The organism is Halopseudomonas sp. L-58 (assembly GCF_056859475.1).
On sequence record NZ_JBSXON010000075.1, the window covers coordinates 76,494 to 100,884 of the forward strand.

Sequence of the window (24,391 nt, forward strand, 5' to 3'; positions counted from 1 at the left end):
GAGCATCCCAAGCGTTAGGATCGGCGCATATTGTCAAATATTTTCAACAAACATTTGCACAGGTGCCCCCATGGCCGAGACCCGACACACCACTTCCTACTACGCAGCCTCAGCCAACCCCGCGCCCGAGCGCCCCGCCCTGCAAGGCAGCCATGAAACCGACGTCTGCATCGTCGGTGCCGGTTTCACCGGTATCTCTGCCGCCCTGCACCTGGCGGAACAGGGCTTCAAGGTCACCGTACTGGAAGCAGTCAAGGTCGGCTTTGGCGCATCCGGTCGTAACGGTGGCCAGATCGTCAACAGCTACAGCCGCGACATCGACGTTATCGAGCGCACCCTGGGCGCTCAGCAGGCACGATTGCTAGGCGATATGGCCTTTGAAGGCGGACGCATCATTCGCGAGCGCGTAGCCCAGTACAACATCCAGTGTGACCTGAAAGACGGCGGCGTCTTTGCCGCGTTCAACAGCAAGCACATGAAGCACCTTGAGGCTCAAAAGCAGCTTTGGGAGCGCTACGGCCACACCCAGCTCGAGATGCTGGACAGCAAGCGCATCCGCGAGGTAGTCAATACCGATATCTATGTCGGCGGCATGCTCGATATGAGCGGCGGCCACATTCACCCGTTGAACCTGGTGCTGGGCGAGGCAGCCGCCTTCGAATCACTGGGCGGCGTCATTCACGAGCTGTCGCCGGTGACCCGTATCGACCAGGGCGAGCATCCCGTCGTGCATACCGCGCAGGGGCAGGTAAAAGCCCGTTATGTGATCGTCGCCGGCAACGCTTATCTGGGCGACCTGCTGCCGCAACTGGCGGCCAAGTCCATGCCTTGCGGTACCCAGGTGGTTACCACAGAGCCGCTGTCGGACGAGCTGGCCGCATCGCTGCTGCCGCAGGACTATTGTGTAGAGGATTGTGCCTATCTGCTCGACTACTACCGTCTCTCCGGCGACAAGCGCCTCATCTTTGGCGGCGGGGTTGTCTACGGTGCCCGTGACCCGAGCAACATCGAGGCGCTGATTCGTCCCAACCTGATCAAGACCTTCCCGCAGCTCAAGGACGTGAAGATCGACTATGCCTGGACCGGCAATTTCCTGCTGACCCTGTCACGCCTGCCGCAGATGGGTCGCATTGGCAACAACATCTACTACTCGCAAGGCTGCAGTGGCCACGGAGTTACCTTTACCCACGTTGCCGGGCGGGTGCTCGCAGAGGTCCTGCGCGGCCAGGCAGAGCGCTTCGACGCCTTTGCCGCGCTGCCGCATTACCCCTTCCCGGGCGGCAGACTGTTCCGCATTCCGTTCACCGCGATTGGCGCCTGGTACTACCAGATGCGCGACAAGCTGGGCATCTGATAAGTCGTGAACCAGGTCACAGCTGCACTGGCATAGTGGAACCCGCAGGCATTGCATGGGTCGATTATAGGGAGCGCGTCTTGCGCACCAGCAGAAGCCACCTATCGTGGTTAACAGCTTCCAAGCAGGGAAGCCACAACAAATCGAGGTATGTCCGATGACTTTCATGCGAACAACAAAGCGTTACCTGTCCATCATGCTCACCGCCCTGTTCATGCTGACGTCACTGGCCAGCATTCAGGCCCAGGCCGCGATGGTCGGCACTGGTGAGGCCATTGCCCAGCAGCAACTGACCGTGGACCGTGCCGAACTCAAAAGCATGCTCGATGATCAGGCCGTTCAGGACAAGCTGGCCAGCATGGGTGTAACACCCGACCAGGTTGAAAAGCGCATCGACAGCCTGACCGCCGCCGAGCTTGCCCAGTTCAACAGCCAGCTGGATGAAGCACCCGCAGGTGCCGGTGTTGTTGGCATCATCGTGCTGTTTCTGGTCATCTTCATCATCACCGACATGCTCTGCGCAACCAACGTCTACAGCTTCGTCAACTGCGTAAACTGACATCATGACCAGGGCTATTCGCCTGGCCCTGGCACTTGGGCTGACAGCACTGCTGTCAGCCTGTGCCGGGCTAACCCCTACCCCACAGCAAAACCTCCCGGACAACCTCCCGGCCAATCGGCTGCTGACCAATCTGCCGTTTCATGCCCAGGATGAGTATCAGTGCGGCCCTGCAGCGCTGTCGATGCTGCTTGGTCAGCGTAACATCGACATTGCACCGGAGCAGCTCACCGACCGTGTCTACTTGCCCGAGCGCCAGGGCAGCCTGCAAGTAGAAATGATTGCGGCCGCCCGAGAACAGGGTCTGCTGGTCTATCCGCTCGCGCCTGAACTGGGCGCCATTCTGCGCGAAATCGATGCCGGCAATGCAGTGCTGGTCATGCAGAATCTGGCCTTCGACTGGTACCCGCAATGGCACTACGCAGTGGTGGTTGGCTATGATCTCAACACCCGGGATCTAATCCTTCACTCCGGCCTGAACGCGCGCCAGCGCGAATCCTTTGCACTATTCCTGCGCACCTGGCAACGCGCGAACAGTTGGGCCGTCGTCGCAGTTCCGGCAGACAGGATACCGGCGACAGCCGAGCCTTTGCCCTACCTGAAAGCTGCAGCGGACCTCGAACAGGTTGGTCAGACCACCAGTGCCGAGGCAGCCTATCGGCAGGCCAGCGAGCGCTGGAGCGATCAGCCGGCGCCACTGCTCGGCCTCGGCAATATCGCCTGGAGCAGCGGGCGCCATAGCGAAGCGCTGGAGCACTTCAGCGAACTGGTGCGGCGTTTCCCCGACTACCAGGCAGGCTGGAACAATCTGGCAACCGGCATGGAAGAACTGGGCTGCACAGAGGCCGCAGAACAGGTTCGTGCCTGCGCCGCAAACCATTCGCAAAACGGCATACATGTTGGCGCTGACGCCGCTTGTACGATCCCGGTCTGTCGATGACCATAGAGCCTCCCCCAGGTGAGGCTCCAATCCTGATGCTGTCATCCTGCGATATTCAAACCCTGATCCGGGAAGGCGTGCCACATGCCGACGACCTCGACTTGCAGGTCATCAGCAGCGATAGCACAACGGCGGTCGCCTGCGTCCCGTTCAACACCCGGCTGATCCGCCCCGGCGGCACACTATCCGGACCAACCATGATGGCACTGGCAGACGCCGCCATGTATGCGCTGATTCTTGCCGGGCCGGGCCGGGTCGCCAGGAGATGGCTGTCACCAGCAACCTGAACATCCACTTTCTGGCACGCCCCGCGCCACTTGACCTCTACGCCAGAGCAACCTGGATGAAGCGCGGCGAACGCCAGGCGGTCTGCGCAGTTGATCTGTACAGCGCGGGCGACGAACACAATCTGGTGGCGCATGCCACCGGCACCTATGCCCTGGCCCGCCAGATACCTTGAGCCTGCCGGCGGTCCTGCGCCAGTTTTTACCGCTACTGCGCAGGCCTTTGCGCACCATGGTGACAACCCCGTCACAACGGCATCCATCGTGAGTCACAGACAGAACCCAAGCTGTTGATTTAACTGATTTATATAGTTCAGGAACAGAGATTGCTGAAGTGACCCCAAGCGCGATTCAGGACGATTCGCGCCGGACCCGCAACGGAATTGCCATGCCCAGCACACCACCACAGTACCGTCTCGTAACCCTGCTGATGCTCTGCCTGCTCAGCAGCTGCACCGGTAACCTGCGCTTTGACGATGAACAGTACCGTCCTCTCGAGACGCCGATAGATCCGCATGCCACGGAGCGTCGTGCATGGAATTGACGCTTGAGGTGATTCATCCGCCACGCCGTCACGATGAACAGCCGCGCAGCCGCACCTTCAGGGCAGCCGGCGGCATCATCGGCCGAGCCGGCCACTGTGACTGGGTGCTCGAAGACCCTTCACGCATTCTGTCCGGCCAGCATGCCGAGATCCGCTTCGACCAGCAGCGCTATCAACTGGTCGATCTGAGCAGCAACGGCATTACCCGCAAACATGACAACCGGAAACTGACCCGAGACACACCGCTGGATATTGAGCACGGCCACATCTATCGCATGGGCGCACTGGAGATCAGAGCCAGACTGCAAGGCGCCCCGGTGGCTAGCCGAAGCCTGATTCCGGACGATGCCTTTCTCGAGCTGGATCACAGCGACCCAGACCTCAGCAGTGACGACCTGCTTGCCACCCTGTTGCCCGAGGGGGAGCCCCAGGCCAGTGCGTTACCGCCGGATACCTTCGCAACCGAAGGTGATCATCACCGCATCGAATCGGAGCATGTTCGGCTGCCGCGCAGGGCAGCGCTCCCCGGCTTCAACACGCAGGAAGAAGACCCTCTGGCCGAACAGATCTGCCAGCGCCTGGGTCTGACTGACTGCGATGCCGGCAACGCCGTACGGCAGGCTCTGCAGGCTGCAACCCTGCTGCGAGTGCTGCTGGGAGAGCTGCAACTCAGCCTTCGCGCAGCGCAACAACTGGATGACGCCCTGGACCTCAGGGAGCCTCCCCACCCAGTCATCCGGCATGACACGCCCCAGGCGCTACTCGAGCACCTGTTGCGGCATGAGCACGATGCCAGCGCCATGGTACGCAGCGCCTGCCAGCGACTACGCGCCCAGGGCCTGGCCATGCAGCAGGCCAGCCGCCACTGCAGCGAGCGTCTGACGCAACTGCTGGCCCCGCATCAACTGATTGGCTCCATGGGGGCCCTGCGCAGTGACGGTGCCCGCTGGCGCGCACTGTGTGAGGTCTACGCCCGGCAGCCGGCGCAGCTGCAGCAACGATTCAGCGATGCGTTCAACTGCGCCTATCGGGATCAGTCCCGGCTTCTGGGCGCACTTCATCAACACCTCGGATAATCCCATGCCCCTTGCCCAACTTCTGCTCACTATTGCGGCCTGCACGCTACTCAGTGCCTGCAGCCTGATATCGCCCTACTCTGATCTGACCAAGCTGGACCTGACCCTGCATACATCGGATCAGCTCAATCCAGACCTTAACGGCAGACCCTCTCCGCTGGTACTGCAACTGGTTGAGCTCAGCCATGCAACCGCCTTTGAACAAGCCGATTACTTCGACCTGCAGCAACGTCCGGCAACCGTGCTGGCTCCGGATCTGCTGGCCATGGAGGAGCTGGAACTGCGCCCGGGCGAGCAGCGCACGCTAAAACTGGCCCTGCAACCCGACACCCGCCATGTTGGGCTGGTGGCAAGCTATCGCGATCTGGGCGCAGCCCGGTGGCGGCTGACCCTGGATCTGGCTCCGCGCCAGCGCAACACCGTGCGGCTGCACCTCGATAACAACGGGCTGCACCTGCCGGCCGGCGATGGGGCACCCTGACATGCAGGCACTGAAAATAATCTGGCAGGAAGGCATGTTGCTGCGTCCGCAGCACTTCCAGTGGCAGGACCGATACCACGAGCAGCAACTGGCGCTTCGCATTCAGGGACTGCTCGCAGACACCTGGGGGTTTCACAGCCTGACGATTGACGAAGCCTTTCTGCCGCTGGGGAAACTGGTCATCAGCCAGGCCAGCGGCGTGCTGCCCGATGGCACACTGTTTCAACTGGAAAGCGACCCGGCACCGCTCGCACTGGATGTCCCCGCCAGCCAGACCGATACCGATATCTATCTGACCTTGCCACTGCAGACAGCCGAGCCGACCGGAGCCATCATTGCGGAACGTGATAACGCGACCGCCCGGTTCACGACCATCACGCAGCGGGTGAGCGACAGTAACGGTACGGTCGATAACGACAGCAGCTTGCTCTGCGCCCGCCCCAATCTGCAACTGCGACTGGACGCCGACGCCCAATCGCCCGGGCTGGTCCGTCTGCGCGTCTGCACGGTGCGCGACAGCTCCCCCGACGGCGGAATCCGGCTGGACGACCGCTTTGCGCCAACCTTTATCCACTGCCAGCCCAGCCCCTTTCTCGGGCGCTGTCTGCGCGAAGTAATCAGCCTGCTGCAGCAGAGAGCCGATGTTCTGGCCGATCGCTTGCTTGCCCGCGGCAAGGCCGCCGGTGCAGAGATCGGCGACCTGCTGACCCTGCAGTTGATCAACCGCCATGAGGCAATCCTCCGGCACCACCAGCACAGGACCCAGACACCCGCCGCCGAGCTGTACAGCATTCTGCTGTCATTGCAGGCAGAACTGGCGACATTCTGCTCCGACAGTCGGCGGCCACCGCCGGAGCTGCAATATCAGCATATTGATCAAAGCCGGAGTTTCGATGCCCTGATGCGGGTCCTGCGGCAACGTCTGTCCAGCGTGCTGGAACAGCACAGTGTCGAGTTACCGCTGCAGCAGCGTCAGTATGGTGTACAAGTCGCGCCCATCAACGACCCCGACCTCATTGACGGGGCACGCTTTGTACTCGCCGCAACGGCAGCCTGCAGCAGCGAGGAACTGCGCAGCCGTTTGCCCAACCACCTCAAGGTCGGCGCCGTCGAACATATTCGTCAGTTGGTCAACCTGCACCTGCCCGGCATCCGCCTGCAGCCACTGCCCGTCGCGCCCAGACAGCTTCCCTTCCGCCGGGACCACTGCTATTTCGCGCTGACACCCGGCAGCGATGAACGCGCACAGCTATCACGCTCCGGCGGCATTGCCTTCCACGCCGCCGGCGATCTGCCCGAACTGAAACTGGCCCTGTGGGCTATCAGAGACTGACTTGCATGTACAACGGCGACTACCCTGACGACGATCGCACTGTCATCCTGTCTGGCAGCATGGCCGGGCACACTCCATACTCGCTGACCGACCACGCGGCATCCGCGGCGTGCATCGCACCGCGAACAGACGATGATCTGTGCCGCACCACTGACGTGCAGCCCAACCCGCTGCTCGCCGCCGCAGCGCCACTGCTGTCCGAACTGGTCGCCCTGCGCACCGGCAGCGGCGAGCGCGAGCCAATCGACGTCCTGCGCGTCACCCTGGAAGCCGGCATACGGCAGTTTGACCAGCAGTGCAGACACCTCGAGGTTGCGCCTGCCAGCAGGCAGGCTGCCCGATACGTGCTCTGCACAGCCCTGGACGAAGCCATTCTCACTACCCGCTGGGGCAACAACAGCAACTGGTCCAGCCGCAGCCTTCTCAGCGCCTTCCACCAGGAAACCTTTGGGGGAGAGAAGTTCTTTCTGTTGCTCACCCGCCTGTCACAAGACATGGCCCGGCATATCGATATGCTCGAATTGATGCTGGCCTGCCTCTGCCTCGGTTTTGAAGGTCGCTACCGGCTGCAACTGCGCGGCCAGCAAGACCTGGAACACATTCGCAGCCGCTTGCACGCCGCGCTGCAGCAATACCGCAGCCCGCCGGATATGCACCTGGGCTCACAGATCGTCCACCCTGAACCGAGCCCCCCGGTGAGGCCGTTGCCCGGCTGGGTGACGGCGGTAGCCACCGCCAGCTGCCTGACAATCCTGTTCCTGGGGTTCAACCATTATCTGGAGCAACACCGCAACGCCGCGCTGGAGCCTTACCTGACCAGCAGCGCGGGCATCACCGCACAACCGGGAGTCAAACGATGAAGGCCCTTTATCAGCGGGTAGCCTCCTATCTGCGCAAACCTGCCGGCGGGTCTCTGCTGATACTGCTGATCCTCGCTGCCTTGATCTGGGTACTCGGCCCGAACATCGCCTTCAACGGCAATACCATACTGGCCGGCCCCGGCAGCCGCCTGCTGGCTGGTACGATACTGCTCTCGCCCTGGCTGGTCTGGCAGTTGCTCGATCAGCTCAAGCAAAGGCGAGCAAACGGCGAGCAAGCCGCCAGCAACGCAGCAACCCTGCAGGCCCGCATCGCCCTGGAACAACGCTACAGATTGAGTCGCCACCTGCTGGCAGAGCACGGGGTAAGCCAACGCCAGCAACGTCGGCAACCCTGGTATCTGCTGCTCGGCCCGGAGAACTCGGGCAAGAAGCGCCTGTTTGCAAGCGCAGAGTTAAGCGGATACTGCACAACTGTCACTGCCCCCCATGGGCCCCTGGGGATCAGCCCGGCAGAGTGGCACAGCCTCAGCCACTGCAGTTGGCTTCAAGTGGGTGGCAGTTGCCTGCCGTCCGCAGATCAGGAGCCACCTTCACCGGCCTGGACAGCACTGCTGGGGCTATTGCGTCAGCGTCGGGCGCCGGCGCTCAATGCCATCGCGCTGATGCTGCCAATGGACCTGCTGACCACGCAGAACACCCTTGAGCTCGACCAACTGGCACGCCGGTACAGGCTTGCACTGAGCACGTTGCGCAAGGCACTGGGACTGGATCTGCCAATTTACCTGCTGCTGAGCAAGGCCGATCTGCTGCCCGGCATCATTGAGTTATGCCAGCAACTGACACCGGAGCAGCGTCTGCAGCCACTGGGCGCGACGCTGCCGGGTGCACCGAACCCGGCACAGGCCAGCACCGGTGCCCTTGGCCCACTGCTGGCTCAGCTGAATCGTCAAATCCTCTGTCGAACCCAACAGGAGTCGGACAGCCTGCGCCGCGGCCGTCTTTACGATCTTCCCTATCAACTGGCGAAACTGGAAGGGTCGCTTCGTCAGTTCCTCAACCAGGCATTTGACAGCAACAGCTACCAGCAGGGCAGTCGAGTGCATGGAATCTATCTGACGATCGCTGCCAGCGAACACGACGTTCTCGTCCCCGGCTCGCTGCCGCGCCCTCCGGTTCAAGGCGCCTTCAGCAGGCGACTGCTGGAAAATCCCCTTGCCGGGCGGCCTGATGGCGTCACGGTCGCCGAAGAGCAGCGCACGCGACAACGCACCAGGCAACGGGTCACGGTCGGTCTCGCCGCAGCTTGTGTGACACTGTCTGCAACTGGCTGGGCTTGGCGCTACGGGCACGAGGCCGAGCAGCTGCAGCAACTTGCCGAGCTTGGCCGACACGTCGTCCAGGATGCTCCCGCGGTTCAGGCACACAGCCGAATAGAACCCTTGCTACAGCAGCTCGATACCCGCTACGCGGCGACGCTGATACCCCAGCCGGCGTCGATGCCTGGCGGCCTCCAGCGCCTGAGTCTTGAGCAGTCCGAGGCGACTCTGCCGGTAGTCGAAAAGGCCTATGCAGATGCACTGCGTACCTTCCTGTTGCCACTGGTAATGCGTCAGTTGGAATACCGTCTGAGCACCGACCTTGAAGACCGCCAGCAGTTGATCGGGCACCTGCGCGCCTACCTGATGCTGGGTCTGCCGGAGCGCCTGGACAGCGCCTACCTTGAGGACTGGATGCACATGGAGTGGACGCGCCGTTACCCCAGACAACCCGCGGTCAGAGAGAGCCTGGAGGCCCATCTAAGCCGCCTGCTTGCCTCCGCCCCAATGCCCCAGACGCTTGATGAGTCTCTGGTAGCCAGCGCCAGGGAGATCATGCGGCAAGAGCCCCTGCCCCGGCTTTGCTACCGATTGCTCCGGGAGCGCTCCAGATCCCTCCCCGACTACCGCCTCGATGCCCGCCTTGGACGCCACCACCGGTTACTGACATCCGAACCGGTCGACATTCCCGGGTTCTACATCCATACCGGCTATGAAAGCCTGATCAAAACCAGAGGTCCGGCGCTGATTCATGACTTGCTGGCCGACGACTGGGTACTGGGCCTCGCCGAACCGGTTAACAGGCAAACCGAGCAGGCGCTGATGGCAGACGTGGAGAGCATCTACTTTCAGGATTACACCTCACATTGGAATCGCGCCCTGGCCAGCCTCCGCCTGCAACCACAGTCCGGCGCTAGCGCGGATCAGCTGGCGGCGCTCTCGTCCGGGCACTCCCCCCTGCTGACGCTGCTGCAGGAGATCAGGCTCCACACTCGACTGATAACAGCTGACGACCCAACACCCAGCGCAGGCAAGCTGGCCATGCAACAGCACTTCAGCCACCTTCACCGCCTGCTTGATGACGATGCCATGCCCGCTCCGGAATTGGCTGGCGCATTGCAAAGCATCGGTCAATTGCAACACCAGCTCGCCCAGCTCAGCGACAGCAGCGCCCGCGGACTGCTTGCCTACAAGATGGCCAGCGCACGCATGCAGCGCCAACGCGATGCAATCGGCGCGACCCGCGACAGCGCAGCTCAGCTGCCGCCGCCGCTGCAGCTATGGGTGAAGCAGCTTGCCGACCAGAGTTGGCGAACCGTGCTGAGCGCAGCGGCCGAGTATCTGAACGGCCAGTATCGCACCCAGGTGTATCGCCCATACCGGGACGCAATCGCCGACTACTACCCCTTCAATCCGGCCAGTCAGCGGGAAGTGGAGCTAGGCGACTTCCAGCGTTTCTTCCAGCAGGAGGGCACTATTCAAGGCTTTACCGACCAGTATCTGGAGCCATTTTTGATCAGCACGGACGCAGGCTACCGGCTGCGACTGCTGGACGGGCGGGCATTGCCCATATCCGCAAGGCTGCTGACACAACTGAACCGGGCCAGGACCATTCACGACAGTTTTTTTGCCAGCAATCCGCTCGAGCCGGGCATCGGGTTTCGCCTGGAACCCTACTCACTTGATGCCAGCCTCAGCCGCGCCAGCTTTTATTACGGGAGCCATCAGCTGGAATATCGCCACGGGCCCATCATTCCCAAGGCGTTCACCTGGCCGGCAAGCCTTGACGACAGCCGCATCAGCTTGACTCTGGAGGATCTGGGAGGCCGGCGAATGACCCTGCACGGCCAGCAGGGTACCTGGTCGCTGTTTCGCCTGCTTGAGCAACTGACACTCGAGCAGGAGGAACAACGCGACGCGCTTCAGCTGCGGGCCAATATCGGCGGCATGCGTGCCCGCTATCTGCTGCACAGTCAACGCTCTCCAAACCCGTTCCAGCCCGGCCTGCTGGCGGGCTTCAACCTCCCGGCCCGCCTGCAATGAACTGGTCAAGCTGCTCTCAAACCGATCCAGGCAATCAGCGTCGACACAATGAAGATGCCATTCTGGCCCTTCAGGACTACGGGCTCTGGGCGGTCGCTGACGGTATGGGCGGTCACCGCAACGGCGCACTCGCCAGCCGCCTGATAATCGACACACTGGGCGCACTTGAGCTGACTGGAAATATCGACCAGAACCAGCGTCGGGTGCGTCAGGCCCTGCAGCAGGTCAACCGCAGGCTGACGCAAGACATGACCCAGGTGCAGGGCCAGCCAGCCGGTCCAGTCGGCAGCACCGTGGTTATCCTTCTGGCAAGTGCAAACCGGGCGCTCTGCCTGTGGGCAGGTGACAGTCGCTGTTATCTCTGGCGCCAGCAAACACTTCACCAACTGACCCGCGACCACTCGCTGCTGCAGCAACTGATAGACCGGGGCGCTGTAACCAGCACCGAGGCCGCCTCACACCCTGGTGCCCACGTACTGACCCGAGCAGTCGGCGCGCATGACCATCTGAAACTGGACAGTGTGACGTTCATGATTCAACCGGGTGATACCTTGCTGCTGTGCAGTGACGGCCTGCATCGGGAGCTGAGCCCCGCGCAACTGTCCTCGGCCCTTGAACACCAAGACAGCAGCGGCGCGGCGCAGCTGGTGAGCCTGGCATTGCGGGGGCCGGCCCGCGACAACCTGAGCGCAGTCGTTGTCAGAATCGGTGCAGGAGCAAGCTGATGCCCTCCAGGACGCCTCCGGTTGCACCAGCCGCCATACCCGAACTGCTGGGCAACCGATACCGTATTGAGCGCCTGCTTGGGGTGGGAGGCATGGGTGCGGTCTATCAGGTGCGTGACCTGCTGCGCGAGCAATTCAACGACCCCCGACCCAGTGTGGCACTGAAGGCCCTGAACGATCAATTTGCCGCCCATGCCGATGCCAACGCTCTGCTTTACGCGGAATATGCCCTCACCTGCCGCCTGCACCATCCGAATGTGATCCGCCCCTACAGCTACCACATCGACCCGGCGAGCGGTCGGGCATTCATGACGCTTGAGTTGCTTGAGGGCCCTGCGCTGGATCAGATCATCGCCGACCATCCCGACGGGATGGCCTGGCCGGCGCTGCAACCCCTCGCAGTCGGCCTGCTGTCTGCCCTTGCCCATGCACACGGCGCCGGCGTGCTGCACGGTGATCTGAAGCCGGGCAATATCATCCTGAGCACCGCCGGCCTGCGTCTGTTTGATTTCGGGCTGGGACGAGACTGTCGGGGTCCCCTGCAGCGATTACCCCGGCTCAGCCGACGTCTGGCCGCCTGGACACCACGTTACGCTGCGCTGGAGCTGCTCGATGGCGAAGAGTTGACCGCGGCCGCTGATCTGTATGCGGTCGCCTGTGTCCTGTATGAGTTGGCCAGCGGGCACCACCCCTTCAGCCGCCTGACGGCGCGCCAGGCAATGCGCATGCAGCAAGAAACCGGTTTACAGAAACCACATGGCATACCAAAACCGGTATGGCGTGAACTGCGCACGGCACTGGCCTTTGATCCGGCAGCGCGGATCAGCAGCGTGGCTGCGCTGTTGGAAGCATTCAGAAAGGGAAGCAAAACAGGGTGGCCACCGGCGGTCCGGCGGCGATGGCAGCCGGCGGCGGGACCGCCGGCTGCATCAGATCAGAGCGACAGGTCGCGGTTGGACGCTGCGATGAAGGCCTTTTTCAGGTCCTCGTAGGTATGCACCGCCGGGAACTGGGGAAACTCGCGAATCACGTTTTCCGGCGCGTGGAACAGGATGCCGGCATGCGCTTCCGAAAGCATGGTGGTGTCGTTGTACGAATCGCCTGCGGCAATGATGCGGTAGTACAGGCTCTTGAGCGCAATCACCGACTGACGCTTGGGATCCTTCTGACGCAACTGGTAGTCAACGACCCGGTCGGTTTCGTCGGTAATCAGGCGGTGACACAGTAGCGTCGGGAAACCGAGCTGGCGCATCAACGGCTGGGAAAACTCGTAGAAGGTGTCCGACAGAATAACCACCTGGAAACGCTCGCGCAGCCAGTCGACAAACTCGACGGCGCCATCAAGCGGTTTGAGGGTCGCAATGACTTCCTGAATATCCGACAGTTTGAGGCCGTGCTTGTCGAGAATGGACAGGCGCTGCTTCATCAGCACGTCATAGTCGGGAATGTCACGGGTGGTTGCCTTGAGCTCCTCAATGCCGGTTTTCTCGGCAAAGGCAATCCAGATTTCAGGGACCAGCACCCCTTCCAGGTCAAGGCAAGCGATTTCCACACGACACTCCTGAGATTCACATTTGAGACTGGCGCACAATCTACCGGCAAGCGGGTCTCGGCGCAATCACAAGGCGGCTGGAGCCTGCCGTTCTAAGTCGAAAATCGCATAAAAGTATAACCAAATAAAAGAGGATGGACTAAGGCGGCCTTTGCTAGACTGCCGATCACAGAACGGTGGCACACCGATCCACCGCCGGATTGAGAGCCTGATTTCCATGAGTACCTTCGACATCGATCAACTGGCTGTCGACTACGCCAGCAAATCCCCTCAACAGATTCTGGAGCTGGCATTCGCCAACTTCGACAACCTCTGGCTGTCGTTCAGCGGCGCCGACGACATCGTCGTGCTGGACATGGCCTGGAAACTCAACCCGAACGTCAAGGTATTTACCCTCGACACCGGCCGCCTGCACGCCGAGACCTATCGGTTTCTGGAGCAGGTGCGCAAGCATTACGGGATCCAGCTTGAGGTGTTGTCGCCCGACCACCAGCAGCTTGAAGCCTATGTGCGCGAAAAAGGCCTGTTCGACTTCTACGAGAGCGGTCATGGCGAATGCTGTGGCGTGCGCAAGATTGCGCCGCTGCGCCGCAAACTGGCCAGCGTCGATGCCTGGATCACCGGGCAGCGCAAGGATCAGAGCCCGACCCGGGCAGATGTTCCGGTGGTGCAGCTGGACGGCGGGTTCTCGACCCCGACGCACTCACTGGTCAAATTCAATCCGCTGGCCAATTACACCAGCGAGGACGTCTGGAACTACATCCGCATGCTGGAGATTCCCTACAACCCGCTGCACGAGCGTGGTTTTATCAGCATCGGCTGCGAGCCCTGCACCCGCCCTGTATTGCCGAACCAGCACGAGCGTGAAGGTCGCTGGTGGTGGGAAGAGGCAACGAAAAAGGAATGCGGCCTGCACGGCAGCAACCTGATCGCCAAGTCCTGAAACTGAAAAAGCCGGCGCACCTCCGTGCGCCGGCCTTCTTCTCTCCCCCAGCAGCCGCTACACGTCAGTGAACCGGCAGCTCCACCCCATCAAATAATGCTTCCAGCTCGAGCTTGCTGCTGCACTGCAGCGCCCGATCAATCATCTCGCGGGTCAGATGCGGCGCGAACGCCTCAATAAATTCATACATGTAGCCACGCAGGAAGGTGCCTCGACGAAAGCCGATCTTGGTGACGCTGGACTCGAACAGGCGACTGGCATCGATCACCTCCAGGTCTGGATCCATTTCGGGGTCGACAGCCATGTGAGCGACAATACCGACGCCCAGGCCGAGCCGCACATAGGTCTTGATCACATCCGCATCGGCGGCGGTGAACACGACCTTCGGTGACAGGCCACAGTTACTGAACGCGTCATCCAGCTTCGAGCGCCCGGTAAACCCGAAGACATAGGTAACCAGCGGCCATTCGGCCAATGCTTCCAGGGTCAGCTCTGCGCCACTGGCCAGCGGGTGCCCCTTGGGCACGATAACGCAGCGGTTCCAGCGATAGCACGGCATCATCACCAGATCGGAAAACAGCTCCAGTGCTTCGGTGGCGATGGCAAAGTCGGCCGTTCCATCGACCGTCATCTCGCAAATTTGCATCGGTGTGCCCTGATGCATGTGCAGCGACACATCCGGGTAGTTCTTGATGAATTTCTGAATGATTGGCGGCAACGCATAACGTGCCTGGGTGTGGGTGGTTGCCAGTGTCAGCGTGCCCTTGCGCTCGTTGCTGAACTCCTGGGCAATCTGCTTGATGCTGTCGACCTTGCGCAGAATCTCGCCGGCAGTGGCAATGATGCGCTCTCCGGCCGGTGTGATGCGGGTCAGGTGCTTGCCACTGCGGGAAAAGACCTCGACACCCAGCTCATCCTCCAGCAGCCTGATCTGCTTGCTGATGCCCGGTTGCGAGGTATACAGACTCTGGGCAGTCGCCGATACGTTCAGCTCATGATGGGCTACTTCCCAGATGTAACGCAGTTGCTGCAATTTCATGATTGTCTTCCCCTTGCGAGCCGCAGCACCACGCCTTCCAAGGCAGGGATCAAAGGCACGCTTATAACCAGATAGGCCGTTATGCCTGCTAGCTTAGTCCATAAACTCCTGCTCGCATACGGCATCTCGCGGGACTGGCCGACCGACGGCCGATTGAGTGGCTCAGGTCACACTGAATGCGGGGATTTGAGATTGCTGATGCCGTGCGGCACGTGCCCGGTGGGGACCACATCGACAGCGCGTCGACAATGTCCCTCCTGGTCATCAAAGAACAGGTCGGCGCCGAACGCCTGAAGAAAGCTGGACTTGTCCAAGCCGCCGAGGAACAAGGATTCGTCCAGCCGGATGTTCCATTCGCGCAGGGTACGAATCACCCGCTCATGGGCAGGCGCACTGCGCGCGGTGAACAATGCCGTCCGGATCGGGCACTGTTCGCCAGCAAACTCGGTCTGGATCCGGTTGAGCGCGGCAAGAAACGGCTTGAACGGTCCACCGCCAAGCGGCTCGCGCGCCGCCGCCTGCTCGCTGGCCTGAAAGGCAGCCAATCCCTCTTTCTGAAACACCTGCTCGGATTCATCGGAGAACAGCACTGCATCCCCATCAAAGGCAATGCGCAGCTCATCACGTTGCTCACGGGCCCGCTTGGCGGGAAAGATGGTGGCGGCGGCAAATCCCGCCTCCAGCGTTGCGCGCACATCCTCGGCATGGGTCGAAAGAAACAGCTGGCAGCCGAAGGCGGGAATATAGGTGAAGGGGCTGCGCCCGCCGGCGAAGGCCGCGCGGGTGATGCCAAGCCCGAAATGCTGAATCGAATTGAACACCCGCAGTCCGGTATCGGCACTGTTGCGCGATATCAGTACGACCTCGACCCGGCTGTCGCCCTCAAGCAAGTTATTGATACGCAACAACTTCTGCACCAGCGGAAAGGCCTCTCCCGGTTCCAGCGGAATGTCTTCCCGGGCAATCTGGTACTGCCGATAGGCCTCCAGCCCTTCCTGCTCAAAAACCTGATGACTTTCGTCCAGGTCAAACAGCGCTCTGGAGGAGATGGCGATGACCAGTTTGTCTCCGAGCAGGGTGGGCATGGGGCGTCCTTATTGGTTACTGAGATAGCGGGCCTGGAGGAATTTCAGCTGATCCAACATTGCCTCTATTTTCGGCAGGCTGCAACCAGCTTCCTTGCCCAGGCGCAGCAACTCACCGTACAACGCGTCCAGCTCCATGGGGCGCTTGTGCAGCCAGTCGTGGTACATGCTCGGATAATAATCGGGCATGATCTCGGTGCCCTTGAACATGTAGCCGATCACGCCGTCGGGAATGTCGATGCCACGGGCCCGAGCCGCCGCAATGACCTCTTCCATCATCTCGGTGATCAACTTGCGACTGGCGGGGTTGCCCACCAGCTCCTGGGTGCCGGCATTGAGTACCACAGAGATACCGTTGAACGGCGCATTCCAGACCAGCTTCTGCCAGCGCGCCTCGTCAACACCGGGCAACAGCCGCGTCGGAATATTGCCGGATTCAAGCAGCGCTGCGCCCTCCTTCAACAGTGCCTGCTGCTCTTCCTTGGATACAGCGGGGCCGGAGTGGTAACCCAGGTCGATCATGCCATTGGACTGGTGCTTGACCAGACCTGGGCCTTCACGGAACAGGCAGACGTAGCACAGACCGCCGATCAGGTGCATGCTGTCCGGCAGCAACGGTCGCAGATGATCTTCGTTGTTCAGGCCGTTTTGCAGCAGAACCACCTTGGCATCCGGCTTGCCGGCGGCTGCAATGATGTCACCCAGGTTGTCCGCTGTGGACTTGGCACCCACCAGCAGCCAATCGCACTTCGGCATATCCGCTGCATCCTGGTAGGCCTGTACCGGGTGAATATGCAATTCGGGATTGACCAGGCTGTTGATGGTGATGCCCTTCTCCTTGACCGCCTGGTATTCGCTGCGCAGCAGAAAGTGCACGTCGTTTCCGCCATTGACCAGCATGGCGCCATAGAAACCGCCGATTGCACCGGTGCCAATAATCCCGATCTTCAGATCACTCTGACTCATACAACCCTCATCTGGATGATGTATTTATTGGTATGCAGGCATGTTAATCCGCTCGCGCCAGGCGAGACAGTCAATAACACGACAAACCTGCGGCCAAATGCCCCATCATTCACATCGCGGTTGAGCACGAGCAAGCGGCCGGGCTTTGACCCGCCGATTTCCGCCGGCCACTCAGCGTGCAGCACGAAAGGCCAATTTATATTGTTTTTCAGGGCAATAGAGCCTGGGCGGGGTAGCCTAAGCCGGCAAGCTTGATTAAGCTGTGTAGCACTCAAAAAGCGCCGCATTGCCGTGGCGAGCACCACATTCCGGGATGACTGATGGCCGATTTACCTATTGATGACCTGAACATAACCTCCAATGAGATTCTGATTACGCCTGAACAGCTCAAGGCTCAGATTCCGCTTAGCGAAGCCGCACAGGCGACCGTGGTGCAAAGCCGCCAGGTCATTCGCGACATTCTCGACGGCAAGGACCATCGCCTGTTTATTGTCATCGGCCCCTGCTCCATCCACGACGTCAACGCTGCCAAGGACTACGCCGCACGCCTCAAGGAGCTGGCGGCGGAAGTAGGCGACACCCTGTATCTGGTCATGCGCGTCTACTTCGAAAAGCCGCGCACAACCGTGGGCTGGAAGGGATTGATCAACGACCCCTACCTGGATGACTCCTTCAAGATTCAGGACGGCCTGAAGATTGGTCGCCAGTTGCTGCGCGACCTGACCGAAATGGGGCTGCCAACCGCAACCGAAGCGCTTGATCCGATTTCGCCGCAATACCTTCAGGATCTCATCTCCTGGTCTGCCATCGGGGCCCGCACCACCGAATCACAGACCCACCGGGAAATGTCCTCCGGTCTGTCCTCGGCCGTAGGTTTCAAGAACGGTACCGACGGCGGACTGGCAGTGGCGATCAACGCGCTGCAATCGGTATCCAGCCCGCACCGTTTCCTCGGCATCAATCAGCAGGGCCAGGTCTCGATCGTGACCACCAAGGGCAACCCCTATGGTCACGTCGTCTTGCGCGGCGGTAACGGTAAGCCGAACTACGACTCGGTCAGCGTAGCGCTGTGCGAGAAGGATCTGGAAAAGGCCGGTATCAGCAAGAACATCATGGTCGACTGCAGCCACGCCAACTCCAACAAGGATCCGGGCTTGCAGCCGCTGGTGATGGATAACGTGGCCAACCAGATCCTGGAAGGCAATGACTCCATCATCGGCCTGATGGTTGAGAGCAATATTGGCTGGGGTAACCAGTCGATTCCGAAGGACCTGTCCCAACTGCAATACGGCGTGTCCGTGACCGATGCCTGCATTGACTGGGCCACCACGGTGCAAAGCGTGCGTTCCATGCGCGACAAGCTCAAGGATGTACTGCCGCGCCGCGCGCGCCTGAAGCAGGACTGAGGTCCTCAGCCATAAAAAAACCGGCCAATGGCCGGTCAGACTGCTGACGAACCCCGCATTTTCGCGGGGTTTCGTTTTTCTGGGACGCTTGCAATGATTTTCCCTGTGTTGACTGATTCAGCCTGCGAAGGCCCCAATTCCCTCCGAGTAGCTGCACTTTTGGCTTCGTAGCCAAGTGCCGCGTCTTATCCCGGACCGCAGGCGTAAAAGCACTGCCAGCAGGCGGGCAATCTTCTTCATGTTTTGGCAGGCGGCTGCCAGCAGGCACTGTTTCATTACCTTGCGCAGTCCACGGAATCGGGCATAACGGTGCCCGTGCAGCTCCTTGGCGTCCGCAAAGCTGCGCTCGACGGTTTCTTTGCGCCTGGCATAGATACGCTTGCCTTCAGGGCTAAGACGATTCTGGTTAATCCGCTCCTTGGCGTCCTCCCAGACATGCCGCACGACAACCTTGACGTGGTTTCGACTGCGAGTGCATTGGTCTCGTAATGGACACTCTCGGCATTGCTGCGGGTCGGACTTGTACTCGCGATAACCGGCCCGGTTAGCCGTGCTGTAGGGCAGGAACTGATTGTTTGGGCACAGGTAACCGTCACGTTCTGCATCATAGGTGAACTGACGTTTATAGAAGTAACCTTGCTTGTGATTGGGGCGTCGATAGCCCATCACGCCGAAGATGTCTCGTTCCTCCAGCCCCTTGCAGATCGCTGGCGTGAAGTAGCCGGCGTCCAGGGCAACGGCCAGCGGTGTCAGAGAAAAGCGCTCGCATTGGCGGTCCAGTCGTTCAAGGTAAGGTCGGCTGTCATGCACATTGCCGGGGGTAACAAAGGTATCGGTGATAATGCTGTGCTTCCCATCTACCGTGCGGTGATCAAGATAGAAGAAACCTTGCGGCTTGTTATCCCGCGTCATGAATCCACTATCAGGGTCGGTGGTGCTGACCTTGGTTTCCTTTACCTCGGGATCACTGTCTTTGGGCTTTAGCGGTTGCTTGCCGTGCGCTTGGCGGTCGGCATCGATTGCCGCATTAAGCTCGGCCAGATAATCAACAGGACGCTGCTCAACCTGATGCACAGCGAACCGCTGCTTGTTGGCGCTGGCCTTGAGGTGCGTGCTGTCGGTGTGTAATACCTCGCCCCCAATCAGGCCCTTGTGCAGCGCTTGCTCGACAATCCCATCAAAGATGACTTGCTCGATATCCGTATCGGCAAAGCGACGGCGACGGTTCTGACTCAGGGTAGAGGCATCGGGCACCTTGTCGGTCAGGCTCAGGTCCAGAAACCAGCGATAGGCAACGTTGACCTGGATCTCGCGCATCAACTGTCGTTCACTGCGCACGCCAAACAAGTATCCAATAAACAGCATCTTGAACAGCATAACCGGGTCAATCGCCGGACGACCGTTGTCAGCGCAATACAGGTGCTGCGTGGCAGGACGAATGAACTCGAAATCAATGTGCTGGGCGATCTTGCGCAGCAGATGGTCAGCTGGCACCAGTTCTTCGAGGGTGACCATCTCCAGCGCGTGCTGTTTGGGTGAAGGGGGTTTGAGCATCGGGTTGGCCTGCGATAAACGACAACCCATTAAACAAAAGCCCCCGCCTTTCGGCTAGGGGCTTTGTCAGCAGTCTGACCGGCCAATGGCCGGTTTTTTTATGGCGATATGACTGAGCACCTAACTGACCGCTGCCGCATTGCGATCCATATAGCGTTCAACGTATGAGCAGGACGGGATCACCGTATAACCATGCTCCTGCGCGTATGTCAGCGCATGGGCAGTCAGGCGGGCAGCCACCCCCTTGCCACGAAGACTGTCTGGAACGAAGGTCCGATAGATATCCAGCGTGTTCTTGCCCAAGTCCATATAGGCCAGATATGCCCGCATACCGTCCAATGTAATATAGAACTGCTTGCCGTCCTGATCGTGCTGGATGGTCGCATTCATATTCATTGTCTGTCTCCCAGGCAGAAAGCGTCGAGCGAAGAGTTATCCACTATAGACCGAGATCGGGCGGAATGTTTCCCCGCCCGTCTCAAAAAGTGAACTACCCCGCCGAAACCATCCCCATTCCCAGCGACATCAGCAGGGCAATGGATGCCAAACAGGCAATGACCGGCACAGCCACCGTCACCACAAAGATGTCGCGATAGGCTTCCTTGTGGGTAATACCCATGATCATGAAGGTCGCAATCACCGCGCCACAGTGCGGCAGCGAATCCAGCCCGCCAGCGGCGATGGCAGCGATACGGTGCAGGATCTCGGGGTCAACACCCATCTCGATGTAATGCGGCCCGAGCGACTGCATAAAGATCTGCAGGCCACCGGACGACGAGCCGACAATCGCCGAGACCACACTGACCGAGGCAAACACCGACAGCAAAGGCGGTAAATCGACATTCAGGATCCAGTTAGCAAACTGGGCGAACCCGGCAGTCTGGGTCACCACACCGCCAAAACCGATCACCGCCGCGGTATTGAGCAACGGCATGATGGAATCATCAGCGCCCTGACCGAATGCCTGCGCCGCCTTGCGACGCAAGCCCGGAAACAGCAGTACGCAGGTCAGCGAACCAAGAATGAGCGAGATACTGGGCCAGATGATCGGCTGCGCTGCACTGAACAACAGAACGCGAGCGACGATACTGTCGCTTTCAGACCAGTCAGCCAGACCCAGAATAGCGCGTGGCAGCATGATAGAGCCCAGTACCACTACCATGGGAATCAACGCCATCCACCATACCGGAGCATCATTCGGATCACCGATAAGCTGCTCCATGCGACGGTCCTGGGCATTTTCGACAAACCCTTCGCCGCGGGCCTGGGCGCGTTTCCACTGGCTTTCCACATACCACATGCCAAGACCAGCCATAATCAGCGCAGCAAAGATGCCGATCCAGCCTCCGGCAAACAGGTCGGTACCCAGCGCACTGGCAGAAATCACGTTATGAATGGACGGTGTTCCCGGCAGCGCGGTCATGGTGAAGGTGCCCGCGCCAACCGAGGTCGCAGCCGCCCAAAGCCGCTTGGGCAGGTTGGCTTCACGCATCAGCGTAATACCCAGCGGATACATGGTGAACACCACCACAAACACCACAACACCGCCGTAGGTCAGCAAGGCGCAGACGATCATGCCAACCAGCAGCGTATGACGCACACCCAGCGCGCGAGTGATCGATAACGCGATACTCTTGGCCGCCTGACTGGTCGCCATCACCTTGCCGAAAATAGCGCCACAGAGGAACAGCAAAAAGAACTTCCCGGCAAAGGTAAACGCACCCAGCGGGCCAAACGGGAAGAACTCCAGAAAGGTTTGCGAGATCAGCATATTGTTGGTCAGCGCGACCACCAATGCGCAGACCAGAGACGCAATAAAGATATTGATCCCTCGCAAGGCCAGATAAATAAGTAACGTCACGCCGGCGAGAAGACCGAGATTTCCGAGCATTGTTTTTATCCTTGTAGTTGACTGCGCTGGCTACATTACCCCAGCGCAGATTCACTACAAAGCCTTTAGCGCCGGAATCAGAGCGCTTTATTGTTGTGTATTGGTAACAGAATTATCGGTTGCCTACTTCCAACCCACGATGCAACTGCTACTATTACTGGCGCTATCAGGAACGTACAGCCGAAGACCGATGGAACTTCGAGCCACTTGTTCGGTCTTGGGCTGTGCGTTCTTGAAGCAAGACTTTTTACACAAGGGGAAAGTTATGAAAACTGCACTGAAAGTATCCGCCGTAGCTCTGGCCGCTCTGCTGGCCGCCGGCTGCAGCAACAGCATGGAAAAGGAACTGAGCGCTCGCGTTGCCGCTAACGAAAACGCTACTGCCAGTGCCCAAGCCCGTGCTGACGAAGCTTACCGCAAGGCCGAAGAAGCTCTGGCTGCCGCTCAGCGCGCACAGCAGACTGCTGACGAAGCCAACGAGCGCGCCCTGCGCATGCTCGAGAAAGCCAGCCAGAAGTAAGGCCAGCTTTGCCGATCCGGATCACATGGTCCGGATCGGCTGTCCAATTACGCCCGGAATACCGCTCTCGGCATAAACCAGATCGCGAATCGCCGTCCAGTCCAGCCGAAACCCCCGCACCTTCTCCTGCTGCTCTTCCAGCAACGCCTGAATCGCCGCCTGCTTGTCCAGTGTTGAAGGCATGCCATGTTCATCCAGGGCGGTATGTACCTCCAGGTACAGCAAGCCATCCTTGACGCCCAGCTTATAAGGCTGGTTGACAATGGTTACCGGCGTGCCGACCGGCACCTGCGGAAACAGCTCGGTGATATCCTCGTTACGCATCCGGAAACAGCCATGACTGACCCGCGTTCCGATACCGAACTTCTTGTTGGTGCCATGGATCACATAACCACTGAGCGCCAGATTCATCTTGAACGGGCCCATCGGGTTATTCGGCCCCGGCGGCACCACTGACGGCAACGGGTCACCATTGGCAGCGTGCTCCTCCAGGATGGATTTGGGTGGATACCAGGAGGGGTTGGCTTCCTTGCGCAGAATGCGCGTTTCACCAATCGGCGAGGACCAGCCTTCGCGGCCGATACCAACCGGGTAGCTGGAAACCAGTTCACCGCCCTTGTGGAAGTAATACATGCGAAATTCGGGGAGATTGATGACCACACCTTCGCGCGGCCCGACCGGAAGGATGTGCTGGCCCGGGAGGATGATTTCGACTCCCTCGCCGGGCAACCAGGGGTCGATACCCGGGTTCGCCGCGGTCATCTCCAGATATCCGAAACCCCGCGCACTGCCAAGGTCGGCAAAGGTATCCTCATAGAGCGCCTGATAGCGGGTGACCTCGCCAATCAGATCCTGATCCGCCGACAACAACGGGTAGTCGTTTGCCTGGGCCGCACCAAGACCCAGCCCGGTAAACAGCAGCGCCGCGGTGATTCTGCCCAGTCGAGAACACACGCTCAACATTCCTTCAGCTCCCACTTAACATCATATTCAAGTCAAACTGCTGCATTTGTCCGCTATCGCCATTATTGCGCGCAGCGACAGGACGACGCACTGCCGCCCTCGCCTGCTCGGCCAGATCAACACAGGTCGGACACAGGTTACGCAGATCCGCACGCGTCAACTCACGGTAGATCGGCGACGACGGCAACAGGTCTCCACACAGGGTGCGCTCGCGCGGTACGTCGAGCCGCAGATTGATATCAACCAGGTGAACATGCCAGGGATCTTCCACAAACAAATCCCGCTGCTCATCCTGCTCCACCAGACACCAGCGTCTGGCCATCCAGGACACACTCAATTCAGGGCTCCACCTTAATCGTTTATCGCAGCAGGCTGCTGCGTCAGAACCCATTCACGTATTACCGGCCAGGCATTATCGAGAATACCCGGCTGCCCCTGCGCGTTCGGATGAATGCCATCGGCCTGCATCAGTTCACCGCGATCAGCCACGCCTTCGAGCAGGAACGGCACCAGTGGCACCTGCTGTCGATCGGCAATCTGCCGGTACACCTGCTCAAAGGCTTGCGTATAGCGAACACCATAATTGGGCGGGATTCGCATACCCAGCAGTATGACGTCAGCGCCGGCCGCACGCGACTGTTCAACCATGGCAGTAAGATTCTGTTGCATATTATCCGGCGGCAGGCCGCGAAGGCCATCATTACCACCCAGCTCGAGGATGACTAGGTCCGGCGCATGCTGCCCCAACAGCGCTGGCAAGCGGGCCAGACCACCGGCGGTGGTATCTCCGCTGACAGAGGCATTGTGGACCGGCAAAGGGTAATTTTCCGTCTCTAGCCGCCGCTCCAGCAGGGCAACCCAGCCCTCACCAATTTCCAGACCGAAAGCGGCGCTGATACTATCACCGACAATCAGGATCCCCTGAGCTGCCGCAGGAAAGGAGAGCAGATACAGCAGTACCGCTCCCAACCAGTTTCTCAAGCCATTCATCAGGTC

At 60.2% G+C, this 24,391-nt stretch carries 24 protein-coding genes and 1 pseudogene; 15 read left to right on the forward strand and 10 right to left on the reverse strand.

Annotated elements, in window-relative coordinates; all coding sequences use genetic code 11:
• The first annotated feature begins 70 nt into the window (after positions 1-70).
• The 12 genes and pseudogenes from AC13EY_RS14775 to AC13EY_RS14830 all read left to right on the forward strand — a co-directional run bounded on the left by AC13EY_RS14775 (position 71) and on the right by AC13EY_RS14830 (position 12,468).
• Complete coding sequence (locus tag AC13EY_RS14775) at positions 71-1,354, forward strand: NAD(P)/FAD-dependent oxidoreductase (RefSeq protein WP_228247180.1); 1,284 nt, start codon at positions 71-73, stop codon at positions 1,352-1,354.
• Positions 1,355-1,520: 166 nt separating this feature from the next.
• Positions 1,521-1,913, forward strand: a complete 393-nt coding sequence (locus AC13EY_RS14780) for a PA2779 family protein (RefSeq protein WP_410172333.1) — start codon at positions 1,521-1,523, stop codon at positions 1,911-1,913.
• A gap of 4 nt (positions 1,914-1,917) precedes the next feature.
• Positions 1,918-2,853: a PA2778 family cysteine peptidase gene (locus AC13EY_RS14785; RefSeq protein ID WP_228247181.1), complete on the forward strand. Its 936-nt coding sequence runs from the start codon at positions 1,918-1,920 to the stop codon at positions 2,851-2,853.
• A gap of 38 nt (positions 2,854-2,891) precedes the next feature.
• Positions 2,892-3,313: pseudogene (locus tag AC13EY_RS14790) on the forward strand (PaaI family thioesterase).
• A 212-nt stretch (positions 3,314-3,525) separates the two neighbouring features.
• A complete protein-coding gene (locus AC13EY_RS14795; protein ID WP_228247182.1) occupies positions 3,526-3,681 on the forward strand; it encodes a type VI secretion protein in 156 nt (51 codons plus the stop codon).
• Positions 3,672-4,757: a type VI secretion system-associated FHA domain protein gene (locus AC13EY_RS14800; RefSeq protein WP_228247183.1), complete on the forward strand. Its 1,086-nt coding sequence runs from the start codon at positions 3,672-3,674 to the stop codon at positions 4,755-4,757. Before AC13EY_RS14795 ends, AC13EY_RS14800 begins: the two co-directional genes overlap by 10 nt.
• Positions 4,758-4,761: 4 nt before the next feature.
• Positions 4,762-5,238, forward strand: a complete 477-nt coding sequence (tssJ, locus tag AC13EY_RS14805) for a type VI secretion system lipoprotein TssJ (protein ID WP_228247184.1) — start codon at positions 4,762-4,764, stop codon at positions 5,236-5,238.
• Position 5,239: 1 nt separating this feature from the next.
• On the forward strand, positions 5,240-6,571 hold the full coding sequence (gene tssK, locus AC13EY_RS14810) for a type VI secretion system baseplate subunit TssK (RefSeq protein ID WP_228247185.1): 1,332 nt from the start codon (positions 5,240-5,242) through the stop codon (positions 6,569-6,571).
• Positions 6,572-6,576: 5 nt separating this feature from the next.
• Positions 6,577-7,431 carry a type IVB secretion system protein IcmH/DotU gene (gene icmH, locus AC13EY_RS14815; RefSeq protein ID WP_228247186.1) on the forward strand — a complete coding sequence of 285 codons (855 nt, stop codon included), beginning with the start codon at positions 6,577-6,579 and terminating at the stop codon, positions 7,429-7,431.
• The gene (gene tssM, locus AC13EY_RS14820; RefSeq protein ID WP_482876423.1) at positions 7,428-10,751 is read left to right on the forward strand and encodes a type VI secretion system membrane subunit TssM; all 3,324 of its coding nucleotides are present in this window, start codon (positions 7,428-7,430) and stop codon (positions 10,749-10,751) included. The genes icmH and tssM overlap by 4 nt, the downstream gene beginning before the upstream one ends.
• On the forward strand, positions 10,748-11,476 hold the full coding sequence (locus tag AC13EY_RS14825; RefSeq protein ID WP_228247188.1) for a PP2C family protein-serine/threonine phosphatase: 729 nt from the start codon (positions 10,748-10,750) through the stop codon (positions 11,474-11,476). The genes tssM and AC13EY_RS14825 overlap by 4 nt, the downstream gene beginning before the upstream one ends.
• Positions 11,476-12,468 (forward strand): serine/threonine-protein kinase, encoded by a 993-nt coding sequence (locus tag AC13EY_RS14830; protein WP_228247189.1) that lies wholly within the window; start codon positions 11,476-11,478, stop codon positions 12,466-12,468. The genes AC13EY_RS14825 and AC13EY_RS14830 overlap by 1 nt, the downstream gene beginning before the upstream one ends.
• Here the strand turns inward: AC13EY_RS14830 and thrH are convergent.
• Complete coding sequence (gene thrH, locus AC13EY_RS14835) at positions 12,411-13,028, reverse strand: bifunctional phosphoserine phosphatase/homoserine phosphotransferase ThrH (RefSeq protein WP_088274091.1); 618 nt, start codon at positions 13,026-13,028, stop codon at positions 12,411-12,413. The two genes, AC13EY_RS14830 and thrH, sit on opposite strands and share 58 nt — an antisense overlap.
• Before the next feature lie 217 nt (positions 13,029-13,245).
• On the opposite strand from thrH, the gene AC13EY_RS14840 reads away from it, so the two are divergent.
• A complete protein-coding gene (locus AC13EY_RS14840) occupies positions 13,246-13,971 on the forward strand; it encodes a phosphoadenylyl-sulfate reductase (RefSeq protein WP_228247190.1) in 726 nt (241 codons plus the stop codon).
• A 64-nt stretch (positions 13,972-14,035) separates the two neighbouring features.
• On the opposite strand, the gene cysB is transcribed toward AC13EY_RS14840, so the two are convergent.
• From cysB to AC13EY_RS14855, 3 genes are all read right to left on the reverse strand, one after another.
• Positions 14,036-15,010 (reverse strand): HTH-type transcriptional regulator CysB, encoded by a 975-nt coding sequence (gene cysB, locus AC13EY_RS14845; protein ID WP_228247191.1) that lies wholly within the window; start codon positions 15,008-15,010, stop codon positions 14,036-14,038.
• 167 nt (positions 15,011-15,177) lie between these two features.
• Entirely contained in the window at positions 15,178-16,095 is a 918-nt protein-coding gene (locus tag AC13EY_RS14850; RefSeq protein ID WP_228247192.1) for a 5'-nucleotidase, read from the reverse strand.
• 9 nt (positions 16,096-16,104) lie between these two features.
• The gene (locus AC13EY_RS14855) at positions 16,105-17,061 is read right to left on the reverse strand and encodes a putative 2-dehydropantoate 2-reductase (protein WP_228247193.1); all 957 of its coding nucleotides are present in this window, start codon (positions 17,059-17,061) and stop codon (positions 16,105-16,107) included.
• A gap of 320 nt (positions 17,062-17,381) precedes the next feature.
• On the opposite strand from AC13EY_RS14855, the gene AC13EY_RS14860 reads away from it, so the two are divergent.
• Positions 17,382-18,467 carry a 3-deoxy-7-phosphoheptulonate synthase gene (locus tag AC13EY_RS14860; protein ID WP_088274086.1) on the forward strand — a complete coding sequence of 362 codons (1,086 nt, stop codon included), beginning with the start codon at positions 17,382-17,384 and terminating at the stop codon, positions 18,465-18,467.
• A 117-nt stretch (positions 18,468-18,584) separates the two neighbouring features.
• On the opposite strand, the gene AC13EY_RS14865 is transcribed toward AC13EY_RS14860, so the two are convergent.
• From AC13EY_RS14865 to AC13EY_RS14875, 3 genes are all read right to left on the reverse strand, one after another.
• Positions 18,585-20,021: an IS1182 family transposase gene (locus tag AC13EY_RS14865; protein WP_482890423.1), complete on the reverse strand. Its 1,437-nt coding sequence runs from the start codon at positions 20,019-20,021 to the stop codon at positions 18,585-18,587.
• Between the two features lie 120 nt (positions 20,022-20,141).
• Complete coding sequence (locus AC13EY_RS14870; protein ID WP_228246763.1) at positions 20,142-20,417, reverse strand: GNAT family N-acetyltransferase; 276 nt, start codon at positions 20,415-20,417, stop codon at positions 20,142-20,144.
• Positions 20,418-20,511: 94 nt separating this feature from the next.
• Entirely contained in the window at positions 20,512-21,912 is a 1,401-nt protein-coding gene (locus AC13EY_RS14875; protein WP_228246764.1) for a GntP family permease, read from the reverse strand.
• Between the two features lie 265 nt (positions 21,913-22,177).
• Between AC13EY_RS14875 and AC13EY_RS14880 the strand changes: the two genes are divergently transcribed.
• The gene (locus tag AC13EY_RS14880) at positions 22,178-22,432 is read left to right on the forward strand and encodes an Lpp/OprI family alanine-zipper lipoprotein (protein WP_088274083.1); all 255 of its coding nucleotides are present in this window, start codon (positions 22,178-22,180) and stop codon (positions 22,430-22,432) included.
• A gap of 21 nt (positions 22,433-22,453) precedes the next feature.
• Here the strand turns inward: AC13EY_RS14880 and AC13EY_RS14885 are convergent, their stop codons facing one another.
• From AC13EY_RS14885 to AC13EY_RS14895, 3 genes are read right to left on the reverse strand one after another with little or no spacing between them, the layout of a single operon-like run.
• Entirely contained in the window at positions 22,454-23,386 is a 933-nt protein-coding gene (locus AC13EY_RS14885) for a L,D-transpeptidase family protein (protein WP_228246765.1), read from the reverse strand.
• A 13-nt stretch (positions 23,387-23,399) separates the two neighbouring features.
• Positions 23,400-23,732, reverse strand: coding sequence for a hypothetical protein (locus AC13EY_RS14890; RefSeq protein WP_228246766.1), 333 nt, complete (start codon positions 23,730-23,732; stop codon positions 23,400-23,402).
• A 14-nt stretch (positions 23,733-23,746) separates the two neighbouring features.
• Positions 23,747-24,385, reverse strand: coding sequence for an arylesterase (locus AC13EY_RS14895; protein WP_088274081.1), 639 nt, complete (start codon positions 24,383-24,385; stop codon positions 23,747-23,749).
• Positions 24,386-24,391 lie beyond the last annotated feature (6 nt).